The organism is Streptosporangium longisporum (genome assembly GCF_039534895.1).
In the GTDB taxonomy this organism is placed as follows: Bacteria; Actinomycetota; Actinomycetes; order Streptosporangiales; family Streptosporangiaceae; genus Streptosporangium; species Streptosporangium longisporum.
The window spans coordinates 163,837-184,582 of record NZ_BAAAWD010000031.1 but is presented as its reverse complement, the minus strand read 5'-3'; the positions used below and the strand labels follow the sequence as shown (position 1 = coordinate 184,582).

Genomic DNA, 20,746 nt, shown 5'->3' with positions numbered 1-20,746 from the left:
TGGGGTTCAACGGCTCACACGCCGGCGACGCACGCAGACGCCGAGCAGGACGGCGCCGAGCAACGCCTGAAGCGCCAGCGAGGCCGGTGTCACGGCGAGCAGCAGCGGTACGCTGCCGAGAATCGCGATGTCCACCCCGGCCGTCGCCCACAGCACGGGGCCGAGGGGAATCCCGCCCATACCGAGATCGACGACGGGTATCGAATGGTCGATCGGACCACGCCGTGCCATGCGCAGGGCCCCCACGGCGAGACCGGGAGCCGCCGCCGGAGCGAACAGGCAACTCCAGGCGGGCAGGAATCCCGCCGTGACCAGCAGGGCCAGGGCCAGGCCGGTCCACAGGAGCGCGAGGGCGGCGGGCATCACGACCCCGGTGGCGGACCCCCTGGCGAACAGGCGGGCCAGCTCGGGGTGCTGGGCGTCCCAGCGCGCCCCGGCGGCCGCGGTCGTCGCGGCGGCCAGGCCCCCGCAGACGAGCACGACCACCGCCAGGCCCGTCGTTCCCCCGGCGGAGCGGACCAGGACGGGCAGCACGGTCAGGACGGCCAGTACGGCGAGCCGGCCCGGACGGCGGCTCAGCATGCGCGCGTCCGACAGCACCGTGGCGGCCCGGCCGGTGACGGGCCAGGGACGTGAACGCAGCCGCCTGGACCGCCAGAACCGTTCCTCGGCGATCGACGTCAACGCGGCGGGTTCGAGGTTGTAGGAGGAGGCGACCAGCGTGCCCATCCGGGCCGAGGCGTCCAGCAGAACGCGTGACGGGAAGTGCGCCAACGCCCGCCACGCCCTCCACGTCAGGAGGGTCGCGACCACCGGGGCCGAGAACGCGGCCGGGACGAGGGGCGGACCGGGAAGGGACGGACGCAGCAGGATGAGCGCCCCCGCGGCCACGAGCAGGAGGACCGCGGTGAGCCGAAGCCAGTCGCGCCTCGTCCCGGCCGCCTGGAGCAGCACGCCCGCCGCACCCGCGGTGACCGTGACGGAGACGCCCAGGGACAGGTGGGCGATCAGGTCCCGGCCTCCGCCGGACACGGCGGCCCCCAGGGAGCCCAGGATCAGCCCGGCGACGATCGAGGACGCCAGGAGCACGGAGGCGCCACGGGTGAGCACCCGGCGTCGGTTCAGCGGGGACAGGACCAGCCAGCGCACGTCGGCCGGCGACGACACCACCGGCCCCGTCCATGCCAGGAGCATGAGGAGACCGGACAGCAGGGCAAGGAGGAGGGCCAGACCCGGCGCGGCGTCGGCCGGACCCGCACCGCCGAAGAGCCAGGAGGAGAACCGGACGAGCTGGGGGACGCCGATCGCCGCGACGAGCCCCAGGGTGATCAGCCGGTAGTAGGCCCGCTGCCACCCCGGCTCCCGGGCCGTCGACCGGCGACGCCGGGTCAGTCCGGCGACCGTCGTCACGTGCGTCCCGCGCCGTGGAGCGTGACCATGCGGGCCCCCGCGGACTCGGCGAGCCTGGCGTCGTGCGTCGCCATCACGAGGGTGCCCCCGTCCCCGGCGTACGTCGCGAGCAGGGTGCCGAGGCTGTCGCGGAAGGTCTGGTCCAGCCCCTGCTCCGGCTCGTCGAGCAGGAGGAGACGACTCGGCCTGGCCAGCATCGCGGCCAGCGACAGCCGTTGCCGCTGGCCGGTCGAGAGCGTCATCGGGGTGACGTCGGCCCGGTCGGACAGGCCGAAGGTCTCCAGCAGCGCCTCCGGCTCCGGACACGAGTCCCCGACCGGTGCGTGGATCCTCCTGACCAGCTCCAGATGCTCGCGGACCGTGAGCCACGGGTACCACGCCTGCTCGTCCGTGGTCAGGCCGACGTCCCGCCAGAAGGTCTCGTCGTCCCTCGGCGGGGCTCCCAGGACGAGGATCTCTCCCTCCGTCACCGGCTGGAGGCCGGCGAGGCAGCGCAGCAGGGTCGACTTCCCGGCACCGTTCACGCCCGTCAGCGCGACGACCTCACCCTGATCCACGGTGAGGTCGAAACGGTCGAGCACCGTGAAGGCGCCGGCCGTGACGCGTACGCCTTCGGCCGCTATCACCGGCCTGCGGCCGTCTCCGGTTCCGAACCGGATCTCTCGGGCGGCCCGGGTCATCGAGGTCCAATCTCCCAGGTGAGCAGGAACGCCCCGCAGCCTATCCCCACGACGGCCGAGCAGGATTCGTCGTGGTCGTTCCGCCAGGGGGGAAGGTCGCGGAGGATTTTCCCGCCGTGCTCGCTCGGCCCACTCCTCTCCTCCCTTCGGCCGGCCAAGGCCGTCACCTCGGGCGCCTTCCGGCCGGCCCGCCGGACGTACCCGGCGGGGTGCCGAGGCGTCCCGGCGGGCGGCCCGGGACCGAGGACTCTCGCGGATCGGCATTCCGAGGATCGCGATGATCGGCGCACGGGACATCCGGATCCCGCTGGAAAAAGGGTGAAACCATCTGGCAGGTCCGGACAGGTAAAGGGTGTCGGATCTGTCGGATGAGAGAAGAAAGCGTGCTCCACCATGACCGCAAGCGGCGCTTCGAGGTGACCTACGTCGCCAACTATGCCGACATCCTTGCCTACGTCCGACGGCGTACCGACTCCCACGAGGACGCCGCCGACGCTCTCGCCGAGACGTTCGCCACCGCCTGGCGCCGCCTGGACGGCATCCCCGAGGGAGGGGACGCGCGCCTGTGGCTGTTCGGCGTGGCCCGCCGGGTGCTGGCCAACGGCCGCCGCGCCGAGTCGCGCCGCAGCGAGCTGGTGGAGCGGTTCGGCCGGCAGCTCGCCGTGTGGGCGGAACACACCGAGGCCGGCCGGCTTCGACAAGAAGGCCCAGATCACGCTCGGCAGGCGGGCCGAGCCCGGTGAGAGGTACCAGATGCCGCCCGGGATCGCCACGCCCGGCGAGCCCCTGCACTGCGTGGACCACGTCGGCAAGCCCGTCGACGAGGTGACGGCCATGCTGCGCGAGCGCGGCGTGACGGTGTCGTACACCGCCCACGGCGAGCCCTCCGGCTTCACTCCTCCCGGCGACTGGTACGTGCACGACGGCGTCATGAGCGCCGACGGTCAGGCGCTCCTGCCGGCCGGCGCCGAGCCCGGTCCCCTGAGCGGCCCGGCGCCGGAGCCCGGCTGCTGACCCGGGCCCGGTACCGAGGACTTCTCCCGGGGCGCGCGGCCGAGCGCGCCGCACCACCGCCATGCGTCGTCCCCGGCGTGCGCGGACCCCTGTCATGCCCCACGATCGGATCTCGCGTGCTCACCGACACCCGCGTCGCGCCGCCCGCGCGGCCCCCTCGCCGACCACCGCCTCATCGCCGTACTGCTGCTCCCGGCCGCCGCGCTGCGGGGGGTGACGATGCTCGGCCACCGCCCCGCCACGCTCTACTGGTACGACTCCTTCACCTATCTCGACACCGCCGTGCATCCGGCCCCGCCGGCGACCTTCCACCCGATCGGCTACCCGCTGCTGCTGCGGGCGCTGCTGCCCTTCCACAGCGTGGAGCTGGTCGCGGCCGTCCAGCATGTCATCGGCCTGGGCACCGGCTTGCTGATCTACGCGGTGCTGCGCCGCAGGGCGGTGCCCGGCCGGGTGGCGTCGGCGGCGGTGCCGCTGCTGTTCGACGCCTCCTTCCTGCGGCTGGAGCATGCCGTCCTGTCCGACACGCAGTTCGTCCTCCTGATCGTGGCCGGGACGGCCGTGCTGATGTGGTCGCCACGGTTGTCCGCGCGCCGCCGCCGGAGCGGGCCTGCTGTTCGCCGCGGCCGCGCTGACCAGGACGATCGCGCTGCCGCTGTTCCTGCTCGTCGTGCTCGTGCTGCCCGTCGCCCCCGTCGCCTGCCTGGCCGCGGCCCTCGCCTTCCGGGCGGAGAAGCGCCCCTGCGGTGCGGAATCCGGAGGAGGCGGACGCCTCGCCCCGGACGATCCACCTCCTCAGACGGCGCGGGCGACGGCGATCGTCGATCCGCTGCGCTGCCCGGCCTCGTAGAACATGTACTCGACGCCGCCGTCGGTGCCGAAGGAGGGTGCGGCGCTGCGGCCGTTGTCGGGGGCACCGGCCAGGGGCCGGTGGAAGACGCCGAGGTGGACCTCGCGGTCGAAGGCGTTGCCGACCTCGGTGAGGAACATGTTCCCGCTGTTGCCGTGGTAGACGACGTACGTCGTGCCGTTGCGCTTGAGCAGGCTCGGCCCGGACAGGTCGCTCTGGCCGTCGCCGCCCGGTGAGACCAGCGGGCTCGGATCGAACGCCCAGCTCCTGCCGTCGGACGACCAGCCCCAGAAGATCTTGCGCTTGCCGCCGGTGACGCCCATGAAGACCATGACGTACCGGTTGCCCAGGCCCGGCACCGCGTGCTCGAAGACCCGCGCGTAGGAGGTCTCCGTCGAGCCGGGGATCATCGCGGTGGTCAGCACGACGCCGTGGTAGGTGAAGGTCACGCCATCGGGGGACAGGGCGAGCCGGGTGGTGTTGTTCTCGCCGTGGAAGTACATGAGGAACCGTCGTTCGGCGGCGTTCCAGATCATGTGCGGCGACGAGACGTGGCTGACCGAGTAGTGCGGCGCCCAGACGTTGGAGATGACCGGGTTGTTCGGGTACTCGGTGAACCGGCCGCCGAGCGCGTCGCCGTAGGCCAGGCAGATGCCGCCCGGAGCGTCGTGCGGGGCGTAGTAGAGGTGGTAACGCCCCAGCGGGCGGGCGATCTTGTCGTACATGCCCCGGACGCAGGGGAAGATCAGCTCGTTGGTCGGGTTGTAGCGCAGGGCCGCCTTGTCGAAGGCCGTGCCGATGTAGCGGTAGTCGGGGAAACCGGCGGGGGCCAGGACGGCCCGCGCGGCCGTGCCGGTGCGCGCGGAGGCGGTGCCGGGCAGCAGGAGACCGCCGGCCGTTCCGGCGATTCCCGCGACACCGGCGCCGGCCACCGCGCGCAGGAGTCCGCGGCGGTCCAGGAGGGGTTCGGACATGGGGGGTCCCTTCGCCTGCAACTCTCACGACGAGTGATGGTGAGGTCATCTCTCTGCTCACCGAGGTTCGGCCAGGGCGGCCCGCCCGTCAAGGTGCTAATACGAATTATCACAGGGATGTCTTCCCGGATGAAATAACCGTTTCCCTCTCTTGACAGGGGCCGGTGGCGGCTTGCAGGATGACGTCCCATTCAGCTAATGCGCATTATCACCAGATGGGACGCTACGGATCGTGAGCACGCCCGGCCGCCGCCTCACCCAGCAGGACATCGCCCGCATGGCGGGGGTGAGCCAGACCACGGTGTCGCTGGTCCTGAACAACAGGACCGACGCCGAGGTCCGCATCGCCCCCGAGACCCGCGAGCGGGTGCTGGGGGTGATCAGGGAGACCGGGTACGTCGCCGACCCGGTGGCCCGGCGCCTGGCCGAGCGGCGCAACCGCATCCTGGGCGTCTTCACCTACGAGGCGGTCTTCCCGACCGCGAGCGCCGACTTCTACCACCCCTTCCTGCTCGGCATCGAGGAGTGCGCCGAGGAGATGGGCTGCGACCTGCTGCTGTTCACCAGCGCCAGGGCCGCGGGGGAGCGGCGCCGGATCTTCAACGAGGACAGCCGGGTGCGGCTGGCCGACGGCTGCGTGCTCCTCGGACGCGCCGTCGACCGCGACGACCTGGCCCGGCTGCTGGCCGAGGGCATCCCCTTCGTCTCCATCGGCCGCCGCGACGACGCCGGGGCCCCGGTGCCGTACGTGGGGGCCGACTACCCGCCCGCGGTGCGCGCCCTGGTCGACCGGACGGTGGAGCTGGGCCACCGGCGGCTGGCCTACGTCGGCACCGGGGCGGGCGCCGAGTCGCCGGCCGACCGCATGCGCGGCTTCCGCGAGGCGGTCGCCGCCGTGGGGGCCGAGGGGCTGCACGTGCCGGTGACCGGCAGGAGTCCCGGCGAGCTGCTGGACGACATCTCGGCCGCCCGGGCGAGCGCGATCTTCGTTGAGGAACCCGCCGACGCCGTGGCGATCACGCAGGCGGCCGGAGAGCGGGGCCTGACGATCCCCGGCGACCTGTCGGTCCTCGCGCTGGGCGCGCCGACCAGGCCGGTCCACGTCGACGTCGACTTCACCGGGTTCCGGATCCCCCGGCGCGAGATGGGCCGCAGGGCCGTCGAGCTGCTGGCGGAGCTGCTGGGCAACGGCGGCGGGACACCACAGGAACTGCTGGCCTGCGAGCTGGTCGAAGGATCCACGCTCGCCCCGATCCGGAACCGATCGAACGTTGGAGACGATGATGGAAGAGGCCACCGACGTGGTTGAGACATCCGCGGACGCCGTGGTCGTCGGCGGCGGGCTGGGCGGCGTCGCCGCCGCCCTGGCGCTGCTGCGGGCCGGGCGCACCGTGATCCTGAGCGAGGAGTACGACTGGCTCGGCGGGCAGCTCACCAGCCAGGCCGTGCCGCCCGACGAGCACTCCTGGGTGGAGCGGTTCGGCGTCACCGCCTCCTACCGGGCGCTGCGCGAGGGCATCCGGCGCTACTACCGCGACCACTACCCGCTGACCGAGCGGTCGCGCGGCTGGCGCGAGCTGAACCCCGGCGCCGGGCACGTCAGCCGCCTGTGCCACGAACCCCGGGTCGCGGTCGCGGTGATCGAGGCCATGCTCGCGCCGTACCGGGGCTCGGGGCGGCTGCGGGTGCTCCAGCCCTACAGGCCGGTCGGCGCGGACGTCGACGGCGACCGGGTGCGGGCCGTGCGCCTGGCGCACCGCGACGGCGGCGGCGAGATCACGGTGGTCGCGCCGTACGTGCTGGACGCCACCGAGACCGGCGAGCTGCTGCCGCTGACCGGCACCGAGTACGTGACCGGGTTCGAGTCGCAGGGCGACACCGGGGAGCCGAGCGCGCCCGCCGAGGCCCAGCCGATGAACATGCAGGCCGTGTCGGTCTGCTTCGCGATCGACCACGTGGACGGCGACCACACCATCGACCGGCCCGCCGCCTACGACTTCTGGAGGAGCTACCAGCCGAGCTTCTGGGGCGACCGGCTGCTGTCCTGGCGCTGCCCGCACCCCAGGACGCTGGAGATCGTGGAACGTTCCTTCACCCCCAACCCGGACGACGACCCGCTGCTGGTGGAGGCCGACCAGCGCCTCAACCCGGGGGACGCGAACCTGTGGACGTTCCGCAGGATCGCCGCGCGGCGCAACTTCGCCGACGGCGCCTACGCCAGCGACATCACCCTGGTCAACTGGCCGATGATCGACTACCTGGAGGGCCCGGTCATCGACGTGCCGGACGCGGCCGGCCACGTGGCCGCGGCCCGCGAGCTGTCCCGCTCGGTGCTGTACTGGATGCAGACCGAGGCGCCCCGCGCGGACGGCGGGACCGGCTTCCCCGGCCTGCGCCTGCGCGGCGACGTCACCGGCGGCGGCGAGGGCGGGCTCGCCCAGGCCCCCTACATCCGCGAGTCGCGCCGCATCCGTGCCCTGTACACCGTGGCCGAGCAGGACCTGTCGATGGCCGTGCGCGGCGACAAGGGCGCGGTGAGCTACGCCGACTCGGTCGGCGTGGGCATGTACCGCATCGACCTGCACCCCTCCACCGGGGGCGACAACTACATCGACGTGGCCAGCTCGCCGTTCGAGATCCCGCTCGGCGCGCTGATCCCGCGGCGGGTGACCAACCTGCTGCCCGCGTCCAAGAACATCGGCACCACCCACATCACCAACGGCGCCTACCGGCTGCACCCGGTGGAGTGGAACGTCGGCGAGGCCGCCGGCGCGCTGGCCGCCTTCTGCCTGGACAACGACACCGTCCCGCACGCCGTACGCCGGGACGAGGCGCTGCTCGCCGCCTTCCAGCGGCGGCTGACCCGCGACGGCGTCGAACTGCGCTGGCCGCAGGTGACGGGTTACTGACCATGCCGCCGACCGCGCCACCGGCCGCGCCACCGGCCGCGCCACCGGCCGCGCCACCGGCCGCGCCATCGACAGTGCCACGGGCCACGCCCCAGGCCGGGCCGCCGACCGCGCCACGGGTCGCACCGCAGGCCGCACCGCCCGCCGGACGACGGGCCTCCCACCACGACCGCCGGGGGATTCCCAGCAAGGAGAACGAACGATGAGACCATCCGCAAAACCCGCGGCCGTCGCGCTGGCGGCGCTGCTCACCCTCGCGGCGTGCGGTCAGGGCGCCGGGAGCGCCCCCGCGGCGCAGGGGCCGCAACCGCTGCGCATGACGATCTGGACCTCCAACGAGGCCCACCTGAAGCTGTTCGGCGAGATCGCCGCCGAGTACAGGAAGACCCACCCCGGCGTCGGCGAAATCACCTTCGACCCCATCCCGTTCGAGACCTACACCACCACCCTGACCACCCAGATCGCCGGTGGCAACGCCCCCGACCTGGCCTGGATCCTGGAGAGCTCGGCCCCGGACTTCGTCACCTCGGGCGCGCTCGCGCCGCTGGAGGAGACCCTGTCGAAGGCCCCGGGCTACGAGTTCGACGACCTCACCCCCTCGGCCGTCAAGCTCTGGCAGGCCGAGGGGAGGCTGTACGCCTACCCGTTCTCCACCTCGCCGTTCGGCGTGTTCGTCAACACCGACCTGCTCAAGAAGGCCGGCCAGAAGACCCCCGCCCAGATGATCAAGGACGGTACCTGGACCTGGGAGAAGGTCGTCGCGCAGAACGCCGCCGTCGCCGAGAGGACCGGCAAGGCCGGCATGGTCGTCCGTGACTTCGACTACAAGGGCTGGGACAACCTCGCCACGGTGTGGGGCGGCTGGGGGGGCCCGCGCCTGGAGCGAGGACGGGAAGACCTGCGGGTTCGACAGCCCCGAGATGGTCGAGGCCATGACGTTCCTGCACCGGGCCGTCTTCACCGACAAGGCGTTCCCCGGACCCGGCACCGCGGCCGACTTCTTCGCGGGCGACGCGGCCATGACCGTCACCCAGATCTCCCGCGCCTCGCTGCTGCAGGACGCGACGTTCGGCTGGGACCTCGTCCCGCTGCCCTCCGGGCCCAAGGGCGAGTACTCGGTGATCGGCCAGGCCGGCCTGGGGGTGTTCAAGAAGTCCCCGAACGCCGCGGCCGCCGCCGACTTCCTGGCGTTCTTCACCAACCCCGCCAACTCCGCCAAGCTCGCCGCCTACTTCCCCCCGCCCCGGGCCTCCCAGCTCACCGCGGACACCCTGGCCAAGAGCAACCCGCTGCTCAAGCCCGCCCAGCTGCAGCAGGTCGTGATCGCCGGTATCGAGAAGGGCGTGGTCAAGCCCAACCACACCGGGCAGGCCGAGCTCTCCCAGACCGTCCGGGCCGCGCTCGACCCGCTCTGGCGGCCCGAGGCCGACGTCAAGGCCGTGCTGACCGGGGTCTGCGCCAAGATCAAGCCGATGCTGGGGACATGACGTGACCCCGTCCGCCTCCAAGGTCGCGGTGACCGCCGGCCGGGTCCAGCCCCGGCCGGCGGGTGCCGGGCACCCGTCCGTGGGCGGCCGGCGGTCCTTCTGGACCGTGCGCCGCCGCGACAACCTGGTCGGCTACCTGCTCATCGCCCCGCAGCTGCTGGGCAGCGCGCTGTTCGTGCTGCTGCCGCTCGGGCTGGTGTTCTGGTACAGCATGCACGAGTGGAACGTGCTGGCCGGGACGTTCGAGTTCGTGGGCCGGGAGAACTACGACAGGCTGCTGGCCGACGCGAACCTGCGCGAGGTGCTGGGCGGCACCGCCCTGTTCTCCGCAGGCCTGGTGGTGCTCAACCTGGCCCTGGCCCTGGTCCTGGCGATCCTGCTCAACCAGCGCCTGGCCGGGACCACGTTCTTCCGCACGGTGTTCTTCTCGCCCGTGGTGGTCTCGCTGGTCGCCTGGACCATCGTCTGGCAGTTCCTGCTGCAGGACGACGGCGGCCTCAACGGCCTGCTCGGCGTCGCCGGGATCGACGGGCCCAACTGGCTGCGCGGCGAGGGCACCGCGATGACGTCGGTGATCGTCGTCCAGGTGCTCAAGAACGTCGGCCTGAACATGGTGCTGTTCCTGGCCGCGCTCCAGGGCGTGCCCGGACAGCTCTACGAGGCCGCCGAGCTGGACGGCGCCGGGGCGTGGACCCGCTTCCGCCGGATCACCGTCCCGCTGATCAGCCCGACCATCCTGCTCACCTCGATCATCACCGTGGTGGGGTCGCTGCAGGTGTTCGCGCAGATCGCGGTGCTCACCCAGGGCGGCCCCGGCATGTCCACGACCGTCCTCGTCTACTACCTGTACCAGCAGGCCTTCCAGTTCCATCACTTCGGGTACGGCGCGACGCTGTCGGTCCTGCTCTTCGCGATCGTGGCGCTGCTCACCGTCGCGCAGTGGCGGATGCGCAGGAAGTGGGTCTTCAATGAAACGTGAGCCGTCGGTCCGTCTGAAGACGCTGCTGTACGGGCTGCTGTGCGTGTTGTGCGTGCCGTTCGTCTTCCCGACCTGGTGGATGGTCACCTCGTCGTTCAAGCCGATCGCCGAGATCTTCGCGTTCCCGCCGAGGCTGCTGCCGGCCGGCTGGGACCTGTCGGCCTACGGGCAGGTCTTCCGGCTCCAGCCCTTCGCCACCCAGTACGTCAACAGCCTCTACATCGCCCTGGTCGTCACGGCCGGGACCATGGCGGTGGCGGCCATGGCCGGGTACGCCTTCGCGCGCATCCGCTTCCCCGGCCAGAACGTGCTCTTCGTGGTGGTGCTGCTCGGGCTGCTCATCCCCAGCGAGGTCACCATCGTCCCGCTCTTCCAGATGTTCCACGGCCTGGGCCTGACCGACACCCACTGGCCGCTGATCCTGGTGCCGATCCTCGGCGCGCCCAGCGTGCTGGCCACCTTCATCATGCGGCAGTTCTTCATCAGCCTCCCCGGTGAGCTGGAGGAGGCCGCCCGGGTGGACGGGCTGGGCAGGTTCGGCACCTTCTACCGGGTCGCGCTGCCGCTCGCCCGTCCCGCGCTCGGCGCCGTGGCGATCTTCACCTTCCTGCACAGCTGGAACCTCTACCTGGAGCCGATCGTGTACCTCTCCTCGCCGGAGAGGTTCACCCTGCCGCAGGCGCTGACCCAGTTCGTCGACGCCTACGGCGGCCCGATGTGGAACGTCCAGCTGGCCGCGGCCTCGATGACGGCGCTGCCGGTGCTGGTGGTGTTCGTCCTCGCCCAGCGGCAGTTCATCGAGGGCCTGGCGCACACCGGCCTGAAGGGCTGACGGGCTGACGGGCTGACGGCCGGGCATCGGTGCGCGTCGGCACGGTGGGCGAGGACGGTCAGGCGCGCGGGTCGACGTGGAACTTGGGCCCGGGGCCCGACCCGGCGGGACGGGAACCGGCCAGGACCTCGCCCACCTCCTCCAGCCCCACGACGGCCGCCACCAGCGGTCGCGGGTCCACCGCGCCCGAGGCGTAGTGCTCGATCGCCCCGGCCAGTCCCGGCGAGGCGCTGAGGATCCCGACGGCCGTGACGTCCTTGAGCACCAGCGTCCGGGTGTCCACGGCGCTGGGGGTCGGCGACAGGCCGATGTAGACCACCCGCCTTCCCGGCTCCACCAGGTCGGCGGCCAGGGCGGGCAGGCCGGGGGCGGTGGAGGCGTCGACGACGGCGTCGAACGGCAGGTCCGGGAGCCGGTCCGCGGTCCAGGCGCCGTGCACGCCGAGCGTGCGGGCGAACTCCAGCGACGTGCCGGGCAGGCCCAGCACGTGCACCTCGGCCCCCTGGGCCAGGGCGAACGCGGCACAGAGCAGGCCGATCGTCCCGGGACCCAGCACCAGCAGCCGCTCACCCGGCGCGAGGGCCGCGGCCCGGACGGCCCGCAGCGCGTTGCCGCCCGGCTCGACCATGGCCCCGGCCGCCGCGCCGACCGTGTCCGGCAGCCGGTGCAGGGCGGTGACCGGCACCGGGAGCCGTTCGGCCAGCGCGCCGGGCCACCCGCCGCGGATGCCGATCTCGAAGCGGTCCTCGCACACGTGGTGCGTCCCGGCCCGGCAGCGCCGGCACCGGCCGCAGCCGAGCATGGTGTCACCGGTGACGCGGACGCCGATCCAGCCGGGGTCGACGCCCTCGCCGGCCGAGGAGACCGTCCCGCACCACTCGTGGCCGAGCCGCACCGGATAGCGGGCGTGACCCTCGTGCAGGTAGCTCATCTCGCCGCCGAAGATCTCCATGTCGGTGCCGCACACCCCGGCCCGTTCCACGTCCACGACGACCTGCCCGGGGCCCGGGACCGGTGGATCGACCTCCAGCACCTCGAAACGGCGCGGACCGGTCACGACGAACGCTCTCACGAGGGCAACCCTAGGGGGCCGGTCACGGGAGGACTCACCCGGCCGGCGCGGACGCCTCCACCAGGGTCTCGCCGGCGGCCGTGCGCTGGTAGAGCACCGACCGGCCGGCGCGCCGCCGCCGGACCAGCCCGGCCTCCAGCAGGATCCTCAGGTGGCGGCCGACCGACCCCAGCCCCTGGCCGGTCAGCGCCACGAGCTGCGACGTGCTCTTGGGCGTGCCGAGCAGGACGAGCACCCCGGCCCGCGCCGGGCCGAGCAGCCTGCCCAGTGCCTCGGGGGCCGTCCGGTCCGGCTCGGCCAGCGTGCCCGAGCACGGGTAGACCAGGGCGTAGCGCGGCACCGGCGTGCCAACGCTCCAGGCGGTCCAGCCGTGGCCGCGGGTGACCGGGACGAACATCAGCCGGACGCCGGTCAGCTCCTGCGGCGGATTGTCCTGCGTGTTGATCTGCAGCCGGTTCCCGCCCAGCCAGCGCGTCCCCGGGCGCATGCCGCCCAGCACGTCGGCCCACCCGCCCTGGGTCAGCCGGTCGGTCCGCGCCAGCACGTCGGCCTCCAGGACGCGGCGCCGCCGGGGCCAGTACGGCAGCACCGTCTCCTCCCACACCCACTCCAGCAGGCGGGCGGCGCGCTCGGGCAGGTCGGACCTGCGCAGCGCCTCCGGGACCGGTCTGCGCAGCGTCGTCTCCAGGTCCGCCCGGGCGGTCCCGGGCGGCGTCCGCCGTACCCGCTCCAGCTCCTCCTCGAAGCCGGGGGAGCCCTCCCCCGCCGGGACCGGGGTGAGGAAGTCGGCGATCCAGCTCCGCCCCAGCGCGGACCGGACGAGCAGCGCGGTCACCGGGTCGCCGGCCAGGCGCGCCCGGTAGCCGGCCAGGTGGACGTCGAGCCACCCGCGCTCACCCGGATGCGCGGCCCTCGCCCGCTCCAGGGCGATCAGGCACGTGGTGGCCTCGGCCAGGGGGGAGACCACGAACCGGCTCCCCGCGAGGGTGTCGGCGTTGACCTCCCACCAGCCCATCGTTTCGCCTCCCCGCGAAACTCTAACGCCCCGGTGACCGGCCCGCCGAGACTCCCGGCATGCGCACCTACCGGGAACTCTTCAGGACGCCCGAGTTCACCCTCCTCTTCGCGGCCGGCGCGGCGCAGGTCGCCGCCTCGACGGTGAGCGGGCTGGCCCTGGGCACGCTCGTCTACGCGGCCACCCGGTCGCCCCTGCTGTCGGCGCTCAGCATGTTCGGCTCCTCCTTCGCGCAGATGCTCGGGGCGATGGTCCTGCTGTCGGCGGCGGACCGGCTGCGGCCCCGCGCCGCGCTGACCGGGCTGGCGCTGGTCTTCTGCGCGACCACCGTCGTCCTCGCCGTGCCGGGACTGCCGCTGTGGGCGCTCTTCGTCCTGGTCATCGGCCAGGGAATGGCCGCCTCGCTGGGCGGCGGGGTCCGCATCGGGCTGCTGAACGAGATCCTTCCCCGGGAGGGGTACCTGCTCGGCCGCTCGGTGATCAACATGTCCGTGGGCGTGCAGCAGATCTGCGGGTTCGCCGTCGGAGGGGTGCTCGTCGCCGCCCTGTCCCCGCGCCCGACCCTGCTCGTCGGCGCGGGCCTCTACCTGGTCGCCGCGGCCGTCGCACGGCTGGGGCTCGGTGACCGGCCGCCCCGCGTCGCCGGACGGCCGTCGATCACGCAGACCTGGCGGACCAACCGGCTGCTGCTGGCCTCGGGGGCGCGCCGCCGGGTCTACCTCGCCCTGTGGGTGCCGAACGGGCTGATCGTCGGTTGCGAGTCGCTCTACGTCTCCCACGACGCCCGGCACGCCGGGCTGCTCTTCGCGTTCGCCGCCGCAGGGATGCTCGCCGGGGACACCGTGATGGGCAGGTTCGTCCCCCCGAGCCTGCGGGAGCGGCTGGCCACCCCGCTGCGGCTGCTGCTGGCCGTGCCGTACCTGGTCTTCCTGCTCGCCCCGCCGCTGCCCGTCGCGGTGGCCGCGGTCACGCTGGCCTCGGCCGGTTTCTCGGCCGGGCTGATGCTCCAGCAGCGCCTGATGGAGATCACGCCGGAGGAGATGAGCGGGCAGGCGTTCGGGCTGCAGTCCTCGGGCACGCTCGCCATGCAGGGGGTCGCGGCAGCGCTCGCGGGCACCGTCGCCGAGTTCACCTCGCCCGCGGTCGCGATGGCGGCGATGGCGGTGGCGTCGGTCGCGGTCACGCTGGTGCTGGCGCCCGGCCTGCGCCGGGGACGGGAGGAGCACGCCGCGGCCGAGGGGCACGTCCAGTCCCGGGGGTGACCCGCCGCAGGGACGGTGTGGTCGGAGACGTGGCAACGGGCCGGGTCCGGGACGGCCCCGGCCCGGTCCGGACGGCCCGCCGCGGGACCGGGACACGGCGGACGGGAACGGTGTAACGCTAAGGGAACGGCATCTTCGCCCACCATTGACACCCTGTCGAGCTTGGTTCTACTGTCCAGCTCAGGTTGTTAAATCGTTTTTGAGCTCGTGCCCGATTCGCCCGCGAGGTGTTGAGGAAGCGCTTATGTTCACTGTTCCGCGAAGGTCCGTACCGACCGCGCTGGTGGCCGGCCTGCTCGGCCTCGGGCTGGTGGCCTGCGGTGGCGGCACCACCAAGGACTCGGCCGGCTCCGCAGCCCCGGCGGCTCCGGCCTCGTCGGCCCCGGCCACGGCCGACCCGGACGCGCCCCTCAGGGAAGGGCTCAAGCTCGCCTTCCTGCCCAAGCAGATCAACAACCCGTACGAGACGATCGTCGACAAGGCGGGCATCGAGGCCGCGGCCGAGTTCAAGGCGCAGGCCAAGGAGGTGGGGCCCTCGGACGCCTCGGCCTCCTCGCAGGTGTCGTACATCAACACGCTCACCCAGCAGGGGCACGACGCGATCCTGATCGCGGCCAACGACGCCAAGGCGGTCTGCGGGCCGCTGCAGCAGGCGCGGGCCAGGGGGGCGAAGATCGTCACCTACGACTCGGACGCCTCCAAGGAGTGCCGTGACCTGTTCATCAACCAGGCCTCCTCCGAGGAGGTCGGGCGCAGCCAGGTCAGGCTCCTGTCGGAACTGATCGGAGGCAAGGGCGAGGTGGCGATCCTGTCGGCGACGGCGAACGCCACCAACCAGAACACCTGGATCGAGTTCATGAAGGACGAGCTCGGCAGGCCCGAGCACAAGGGCATGAAGCTGGTCAAGGTCGCCTACGGGGACGACGACGACCAGAAGTCCTTCCAGGAGACCCAGGGACTGCTGCAGGCGTACCCGGACCTGAAGGGGATCATCTCGCCCACCACGGTGGGCGTCTCGGCGGCGGCGCGCTACATCTCGGGGTCGAAGTACAAGGGCGAGGTCGTGCTGACCGGCCTGGGGACCCCCAACCAGATGCGCCAGTTCGTCAAGGACGGCACGGTCGAGAAGTTCGCGCTGTGGAACCCCAAGGACCTGGGGTATCTGGCCTCCTACGCGGCCGCGGCGCTGGCCTCGGGCCAGATCACCGGCGCCGAGGGCGAGGTGCTCAAGGCCGGCAGGCTCGGCGAGCGGACCGTCGGCAAGGACGGTGAGATCATCCTCGGGCCGCCGTTCACCTTCGACGCCTCCAACATCGACCAGTTCGACTTCTGACACCACCGCCACGGTGTGACCCGCGGGCGACCGCCCCCGCGACCACCCGAGACCACCACCGAGACGCCACCACCGAGACCGCACCACCACCGAGACCACCGTCGCCCGCGCCCGGCACCTCCGGGCGCGGGCCTCATCGAGGAGAGGCCACGTCGTGCAGCGCGTCTGCTTCCTGCTGAAGGTCCGGCCCGAGCGCCTGGAGGAGTACCGCGAGCGCCACCGGGCCGTCTGGCCGGAGATGCTGGAGGCCCTGCGCGCCACCGGCTGGCGCAACTACTCCCTCTTCCTGCGCGAGGACGGGCTGCTGGTCGGCTACCTGGAGACCGAGGACTTCGAGGCGGCCCGCGCGGCCATGGCCGCGACCGAGGTCAACGCCAGGTGGCAGGCCGAGATGGCACCGTTCTTCGAGAGCCTCGACGGCCGCCCGGACGAGGGCATGGTCTCGCTCGAGGAAGTCTTCCACCTCAACTGATCGGGGACCGATTAATGATCAAGGATTCGCTGCGGGCTCAGGTCATCGAGACCCCGTCGTGGGCGTACGGCAACTCCGGGACGCGGTTCAAGGTGTTCGCCCAGCGCGGCGTGCCCAGGGACCCGTTCGAGAAGCTGGCCGACGCCGCCCAGGTGCATGCCTTCACCGGGGTGGCACCCCAGGTCGCGCTGCACATCCCCTGGGACCGGGTCGACGACTACGCCGCGCTGGCCGGGCACGCCTCCGGCCTGGGGGTACGGATCGGCGCGATCAACTCCAACGTGTTCCAGGACGACGACTACATGCTGGGCAGCGTGACCAACCCCGATGCGAAGGTGCGGGCCAAGGCGCTGGAGCACCTGCTGGACTGCGTGGACATCATGGACGCCACCGGCTCGGACACGCTGAAGCTCTGGTTCTCCGACGGGATCAACTACCCCGGCCAGGACGACCTGCGTGCCCGGCAGGACCGGCTGGCCGAGGCGCTGGACCGGGTCTACGGGCGGCTGGGCGAGGGACAGCGGTTCCTGCTGGAGTACAAGCTGTTCGAGCCCGCGTTCTACGCCACCGACGTGCCCGACTGGGGGACGGCGTACGCGCACTGCCTGAGGCTGGGCCCCAAGGCCCAGGTGGTGGTGGACACCGGCCACCACGCGCCGGGCACCAACATCGAGTTCATCGTGGCGTTCCTGCTGCGCGAGGGCAAGCTGGGCGGGTTCGACTTCAACTCCCGCTTCTACGCCGACGACGACCTGATGGCCGGGGCCGCCGACCCGTTCCAGCTGTTCCGGATCATGTTCGAGGTGATCGGCGGGGGCGGTTTCACCGAGGACGTGGCGTTCATGCTGGACCAGTGCCACAACATCGAGCCGAAGATCGCCGGGCAGATCCGGTCGGTGATGAACGTGCAGGAGGCCACGGCCAAGGCACTGCTGGTGGACCGGGAGGCGCTGGCCGCGGCGCAGGCGGCCGGGGACGTGCTCGGGGCCAACGCGGTGGTGATGGACGCCTACAACACCGACGTACGGCCGCTGCTGGCCGAGATCCGCACCGAGGCGGGCCTGGACCCCGACCCGATGGCGGCCTACGCCCGGTCGGGCTACTTCGAGAAGATCGCCGAGGAGCGCGTCGGCGGGACGCAGGCCGGCTGGGGCGCCTGAGGCCCCGGGCCGGGCGGGAGGGCGTCGCGTCCGTCCCGCCCGGCCCCGGTGCGAGGACCGCCCGGCCCCGGGCGAGGACCGTCCGGCCCCGGGCGAGGACCGTCCGGCCCCGGACGTGGGCCGCCCGGAGGCGGGACCGGCGTCCCCGCGGGCGTTGACATCGACGGCGCTCTCCGACACGCTCCGATTAGAATTCGATTCTAAAATTGGAGGCCGGATGAGCGGCATCGTGTCGGGCCGGGTGGTGATCGTCACCGGGGCGGCCAGGGGCATCGGCCGCGGCCACGCCCTGGAGTTCGCCCGCCAGGGCGCCAGGGTCGTGGTCAACGACCTCGGCGCCGAGGTGGACGGCACGGGCTCCTCCGAGGGCCCGGCCGGGGAGGTCGTCGAGGAGATCCGGGCCATGGGCGGGGAGGCCGTCGCCAACGGCGAGGACGTCTCCGACTTCGACGGCGCGGGCCGGCTCGTCCGGGCCGCGATCGACCACTACGGCACGCTCGACGTGCTGGTCAACAACGCCGGCATCCTGCGCGACCGGATGCTCGTCAACATGACGATCGACGAGTGGGACGCGGTGGTCCGGGTCCATCTGCGCGGCACCTTCGCGCCGCTCCGGCACGCCGCCGCCTACTGGCGCGAACGCTTCAAGAGCGGTGACGCCGTCGACGCGCGCATCATCAACACCACCTCCTCGTCGGGCATCTACGGCAACCCCGGGCAGGGCAACTACGGCGCGGCCAAGGCCGGCATCGCCGCGCTCACCGTGATCGCCTCCCAGGAACTGGCCCGGTACGGCGTCACCGTCAACGCCCTCGCCCCCACCGCGCTCACCCGGATGACCGAGAACCTGGTCTCGGGCAGGCCGCGCCCGGTCTCCACCGACTTCAACGCCTTCCAGGCCGAGAACGTCGCGCCGCTGGCCGTCTGGCTGGCCAGCGAGGAGGCCAGGGACGTCACCGGCCGGGTCTTCAACGTCAGGGGCGGTGTGATCAGCGTCGCCGAGGGCTGGCACGCCGGGCCCGAGGTCGACAAGGGCACCCGCTGGGACCCGGCCGAGCTCGGCGCGGTGATCCCCGGCCTGGTCGCGCGGGCGGCTCCCAACGCGCTCCAGAACGGCACGATCCCCGGCCGCGAGGACTGACCGGCCTCACCCTGCCTCACCCGGCCTCAACCTGCCTCGTCCGGCCCCCCGGACCGGGGGCCGCGCAGCGGGTCCAGGCGGCGGATCAGCTCGATCGCCGCCTCGGTGATCCGCCCGGCCTCCTCCGCGGAGTCGCAGGTGGCCACCTCGCGGCCGGCCTCGCCGATGACCGACGTCAGGACCGCCACGGTGAGCCGGTCCAGCGGGGTGCTGCCCGCGCCGAGCAGGACGGCGTTCTGCCGTACCCACTCGCGGCCGCGGGTGCGGCGCAGCAGCTCGAACCCGGGCGGCCCGTCCCCGTCCATGAACAGCCGGGCCAGGTCGCGCCGTTCCCAGGAGCCCTCCAGGAAGGCCCGCGCCCCGGCCACGAACAACTCCAGCGGATCGCGGACGCCCGAGCGGCGCGCCTGTGACACCGCGGAGGCGGCGTTCTCCTCGTGCTCGGCCTGGTGCCTCTCCCACAGCGCGAGGAACAGCTCGGTCTTGCCGCCGAAGTGGTGGTAGAGGCTGCCCACGCTCAGCCCGGCCCGTTCGACGACGTCGGCGACCCCGGCGTCGGCGAAACCGTGCTCGGTGAAGACCTGCCGGGCCGCCTCCAGCATGCTCGTCCGGGTCTGTGCGGTACGGCTCCACTCCCAGGCTCCGGGCTTGCGCGTCATGTGTTCCTCTCAGGCTCTGTCGTGCGCCGTCCGTCCGGGACGGAAAGGCCGTCGGTCGCGCCGGTGCCCGGCTGCAGCCGGCTGCAGGGACGGCGGCGGGTTCGGCGGTGGGCTCGGCCGGTCGTGTCCCGGTCCCGCGGTCAGGCCGGGCTGGGGATCCCGTTCCCGCCGCGCCCGCGCCCGGCGAGCACGTCCTCCAGGAGGGGTACGGGCTCGTCGTCGCGCGGCCCGCGCTGGGCGAGCTGGATCAGCACGCCGTGGGCCTCCTTGGGGTGCAGGAACACCTCGCGCCACCTCGGGTCGCCCGTGTTCAGGCCGTGCAGCCGGTACCCGCGGTCGGTGAGCCGGGAGACGGCGAGATCGAGGTCGGGCACGTGGAAGTTGAGGTGGTGGACGCCGCCCCGTCCCCGGGTGAGCTCGAAGAAGGTGTCGAAGAAGGGGGAGCCCGCCAGCGGTTCCATCAGCTCGATCTTGCCGCCGCCCGGGTAGGCGAGCTGCATCACCCGGTACCCGCCGGGGTGGTCGCCGCCGCCGAGGAACGTCCCGCCGAGCAGGTCCAGGTAGATCGGCAGCAGGTCCCTGACCCGCGGTGCCGCGACGGCGGTGTGGTCGAAGACCGCGCCGAGTCCCCGGAGCGCCGGGACCTGCGGGGAGCCGGGGGAAGCAGGGGAGTCGGGGGAAGCGGGGGAGGCCGGGGAGCCCGGGAGGTCCGGCGATTCCGGTGGGACGTGCACGTGGGCTCCTCGCGGTCGGGGGCCGGGAGGCCGGCCAATCCTAGAATCACATTCTAGTAGCATTCGCGGCCGCCTGTCGCGTCCGCGGAGCCGCCGGGCGAGAACGTCCGCCGTCCCAGGAAAACGGCCGTTTACCCGCGCCACCGCGGGTAGGCGGAAGATCCCTGACACCCGGCCGATGAGGAGAGCCACCGCATGACGATCGAAGGACTGTGGAACTACCGCGAGGGTGTGTACGGTCCCGACGAGACACTGAGCGTCATCGGTTTCGACGTGGAGGCCGTCGACGGCAAGGTCGGCCTGGTGGAGGAGGAGAGCAACGTGACCGACGACAGCTACGTCGTCGCCGACGTCGGCTCCTGGCTCTCCGGCAGGAAGGTCGTGCTTCCGGCCAGCACGGTAACCCGGATCGACCGTGACGAGCGCAAGGTCTACGTCGACCGCACCCGGCAGGAGATCCAGGACGCGCCCGAGTACGACGCCGCGACCTACCGGCAGGCCGTCTACCGCCAGGAGCTGGGCGGCTACTACGGCAGGTTCTCCACCTCGCGGTGACCGGCGCTTCTCCACCCCGCGGTGACCGGAGCCGGCCGCCGACCGATCCGGAGTCGGCCATCCACCGATCCGGAGTCGGTCACCGACCGGTCCGGAGTCGGCCATCCACCGATCCGGAGTCGGTCACCGACCGGTCCGGAGTCGGCCATCCACCGATCCGGAGTCGGTCACCGACCGGTCCGGAGTCGGCCATCGACCGGTCCGGAGT

Annotated in this window: 20 protein-coding genes and 1 pseudogene; 14 read left to right on the top strand and 7 right to left on the bottom strand. The window is 72.6% G+C overall.

What is annotated here, in order from left to right; all coding sequences use genetic code 11:
* Positions 1-6: 6 nt before the first annotated feature.
* Together ABD832_RS40605 and ABD832_RS40600 are read right to left on the bottom strand one after the other, a co-directional pair.
* Positions 7-1,410 (bottom strand): DUF6297 family protein, encoded by a 1,404-nt coding sequence (locus tag ABD832_RS40605; RefSeq protein WP_344907801.1) that lies wholly within the window; start codon positions 1,408-1,410, stop codon positions 7-9.
* The gene (locus tag ABD832_RS40600) at positions 1,407-2,090 is read right to left on the bottom strand and encodes an ABC transporter ATP-binding protein (protein WP_344907798.1); all 684 of its coding nucleotides are present in this window, start codon (positions 2,088-2,090) and stop codon (positions 1,407-1,409) included. The genes ABD832_RS40605 and ABD832_RS40600 overlap by 4 nt, the downstream gene beginning before the upstream one ends.
* 368 nt (positions 2,091-2,458) lie before the next feature.
* Between ABD832_RS40600 and ABD832_RS40595 the strand changes: the two genes are divergently transcribed.
* Positions 2,459-2,833, top strand: coding sequence for an RNA polymerase sigma factor (locus ABD832_RS40595; RefSeq protein ID WP_344907796.1), 375 nt, complete (start codon positions 2,459-2,461; stop codon positions 2,831-2,833).
* A 10-nt stretch (positions 2,834-2,843) separates the two neighbouring features.
* Positions 2,844-3,104, top strand: a complete 261-nt coding sequence (locus ABD832_RS40590) for a hypothetical protein (RefSeq protein WP_344907793.1) — start codon at positions 2,844-2,846, stop codon at positions 3,102-3,104.
* Between the two features lie 795 nt (positions 3,105-3,899).
* Here the strand turns inward: ABD832_RS40590 and ABD832_RS40585 are convergent.
* Entirely contained in the window at positions 3,900-4,928 is a 1,029-nt protein-coding gene (locus tag ABD832_RS40585; RefSeq protein ID WP_344907790.1) for a glycoside hydrolase family protein, read from the bottom strand.
* A 232-nt stretch (positions 4,929-5,160) separates the two neighbouring features.
* On the opposite strand from ABD832_RS40585, the gene ABD832_RS40580 reads away from it, so the two are divergent.
* The 6 genes and pseudogenes from ABD832_RS40580 (at position 5,161) to ABD832_RS40555 (ending at position 11,135) form a co-directional block, all read left to right on the top strand.
* Positions 5,161-6,237, top strand: coding sequence for a LacI family DNA-binding transcriptional regulator (locus ABD832_RS40580; protein WP_344907787.1), 1,077 nt, complete (start codon positions 5,161-5,163; stop codon positions 6,235-6,237).
* Positions 6,230-7,837, top strand: a complete 1,608-nt coding sequence (locus ABD832_RS40575) for an FAD-dependent oxidoreductase (protein ID WP_344907784.1) — start codon at positions 6,230-6,232, stop codon at positions 7,835-7,837. The genes ABD832_RS40580 and ABD832_RS40575 overlap by 8 nt, the downstream gene beginning before the upstream one ends.
* Positions 7,838-8,039: 202 nt before the next feature.
* Positions 8,040-8,648, top strand: a pseudogene (locus ABD832_RS42485) (ABC transporter substrate-binding protein); the annotation flags it as partial.
* Between the two features lies 1 nt (position 8,649).
* Entirely contained in the window at positions 8,650-9,324 is a 675-nt protein-coding gene (locus tag ABD832_RS40565) for an extracellular solute-binding protein (protein WP_344907778.1), read from the top strand.
* A 1-nt stretch (position 9,325) separates the two neighbouring features.
* A complete protein-coding gene (locus ABD832_RS40560) occupies positions 9,326-10,303 on the top strand; it encodes a carbohydrate ABC transporter permease (protein ID WP_344907775.1) in 978 nt (325 codons plus the stop codon).
* Positions 10,293-11,135, top strand: coding sequence for a carbohydrate ABC transporter permease (locus ABD832_RS40555; protein ID WP_344907770.1), 843 nt, complete (start codon positions 10,293-10,295; stop codon positions 11,133-11,135). The genes ABD832_RS40560 and ABD832_RS40555 overlap by 11 nt, the downstream gene beginning before the upstream one ends.
* 58 nt (positions 11,136-11,193) lie before the next feature.
* On the opposite strand, the gene ABD832_RS40550 is transcribed toward ABD832_RS40555, so the two are convergent.
* Complete coding sequence (locus ABD832_RS40550; protein ID WP_344907767.1) at positions 11,194-12,207, bottom strand: zinc-dependent alcohol dehydrogenase; 1,014 nt, start codon at positions 12,205-12,207, stop codon at positions 11,194-11,196.
* Between the two features lie 34 nt (positions 12,208-12,241).
* Entirely contained in the window at positions 12,242-13,222 is a 981-nt protein-coding gene (locus tag ABD832_RS40545) for an ArsR/SmtB family transcription factor (protein ID WP_344907764.1), read from the bottom strand.
* A 59-nt stretch (positions 13,223-13,281) separates the two neighbouring features.
* On the opposite strand from ABD832_RS40545, the gene ABD832_RS40540 reads away from it, so the two are divergent.
* From ABD832_RS40540 to ABD832_RS40520, 5 genes are all read left to right on the top strand, one after another.
* Positions 13,282-14,484, top strand: coding sequence for an MFS transporter (locus ABD832_RS40540; protein WP_344907761.1), 1,203 nt, complete (start codon positions 13,282-13,284; stop codon positions 14,482-14,484).
* A gap of 244 nt (positions 14,485-14,728) precedes the next feature.
* On the top strand, positions 14,729-15,817 hold the full coding sequence (gene rhaS, locus ABD832_RS40535; protein ID WP_344907755.1) for a rhamnose ABC transporter substrate-binding protein: 1,089 nt from the start codon (positions 14,729-14,731) through the stop codon (positions 15,815-15,817).
* A gap of 154 nt (positions 15,818-15,971) precedes the next feature.
* Positions 15,972-16,289 (top strand): L-rhamnose mutarotase, encoded by a 318-nt coding sequence (locus ABD832_RS40530; protein WP_344907753.1) that lies wholly within the window; start codon positions 15,972-15,974, stop codon positions 16,287-16,289.
* A 14-nt stretch (positions 16,290-16,303) separates the two neighbouring features.
* Entirely contained in the window at positions 16,304-17,449 is a 1,146-nt protein-coding gene (rhaI, locus tag ABD832_RS40525) for an L-rhamnose isomerase (RefSeq protein ID WP_344907749.1), read from the top strand.
* Between the two features lie 217 nt (positions 17,450-17,666).
* A complete protein-coding gene (locus tag ABD832_RS40520) occupies positions 17,667-18,590 on the top strand; it encodes an SDR family oxidoreductase (protein WP_344907746.1) in 924 nt (307 codons plus the stop codon).
* A 26-nt stretch (positions 18,591-18,616) separates the two neighbouring features.
* On the opposite strand, the gene ABD832_RS40515 is transcribed toward ABD832_RS40520, so the two are convergent.
* Both ABD832_RS40515 and ABD832_RS40510 read right to left on the bottom strand, forming a co-directional pair.
* The gene (locus tag ABD832_RS40515) at positions 18,617-19,249 is read right to left on the bottom strand and encodes a TetR/AcrR family transcriptional regulator (RefSeq protein WP_344907743.1); all 633 of its coding nucleotides are present in this window, start codon (positions 19,247-19,249) and stop codon (positions 18,617-18,619) included.
* 140 nt (positions 19,250-19,389) lie between these two features.
* Positions 19,390-19,983, bottom strand: coding sequence for a VOC family protein (locus ABD832_RS40510; RefSeq protein WP_344907738.1), 594 nt, complete (start codon positions 19,981-19,983; stop codon positions 19,390-19,392).
* A gap of 195 nt (positions 19,984-20,178) precedes the next feature.
* Between ABD832_RS40510 and ABD832_RS40505 the strand changes: the two genes are divergently transcribed.
* A complete protein-coding gene (locus ABD832_RS40505) occupies positions 20,179-20,538 on the top strand; it encodes a PRC-barrel domain containing protein (protein WP_344907733.1) in 360 nt (119 codons plus the stop codon).
* Positions 20,539-20,746 lie beyond the last annotated feature (208 nt).

Coding starts and splice junctions, on each gene's coding strand:
- ABD832_RS40600 (WP_344907798.1), bottom strand. CDS start 2,090: ATGACCCGGGCCGCCCGAGAGATCCGGTTCGGAACCGGAGACGGCCGC.
- ABD832_RS40595 (WP_344907796.1), top strand. CDS start 2,459: ATGAGAGAAGAAAGCGTGCTCCACCATGACCGCAAGCGGCGCTTCGAG.
- ABD832_RS40590 (WP_344907793.1), top strand. CDS start 2,844: ATGCCGCCCGGGATCGCCACGCCCGGCGAGCCCCTGCACTGCGTGGAC.
- ABD832_RS40585 (WP_344907790.1), bottom strand. CDS start 4,928: ATGTCCGAACCCCTCCTGGACCGCCGCGGACTCCTGCGCGCGGTGGCC.
- ABD832_RS40555 (WP_344907770.1), top strand. CDS start 10,293: ATGAAACGTGAGCCGTCGGTCCGTCTGAAGACGCTGCTGTACGGGCTG.
- ABD832_RS40545 (WP_344907764.1), bottom strand. CDS start 13,222: ATGGGCTGGTGGGAGGTCAACGCCGACACCCTCGCGGGGAGCCGGTTC.
- ABD832_RS40540 (WP_344907761.1), top strand. CDS start 13,282: ATGCGCACCTACCGGGAACTCTTCAGGACGCCCGAGTTCACCCTCCTC.
- rhaS (WP_344907755.1), top strand. CDS start 14,729: ATGTTCACTGTTCCGCGAAGGTCCGTACCGACCGCGCTGGTGGCCGGC.
- rhaI (WP_344907749.1), top strand. CDS start 16,304: ATGATCAAGGATTCGCTGCGGGCTCAGGTCATCGAGACCCCGTCGTGG.
- ABD832_RS40520 (WP_344907746.1), top strand. CDS start 17,667: ATGAGCGGCATCGTGTCGGGCCGGGTGGTGATCGTCACCGGGGCGGCC.
- ABD832_RS40515 (WP_344907743.1), bottom strand. CDS start 19,249: ATGACGCGCAAGCCCGGAGCCTGGGAGTGGAGCCGTACCGCACAGACC.
- ABD832_RS40505 (WP_344907733.1), top strand. CDS start 20,179: ATGACGATCGAAGGACTGTGGAACTACCGCGAGGGTGTGTACGGTCCC.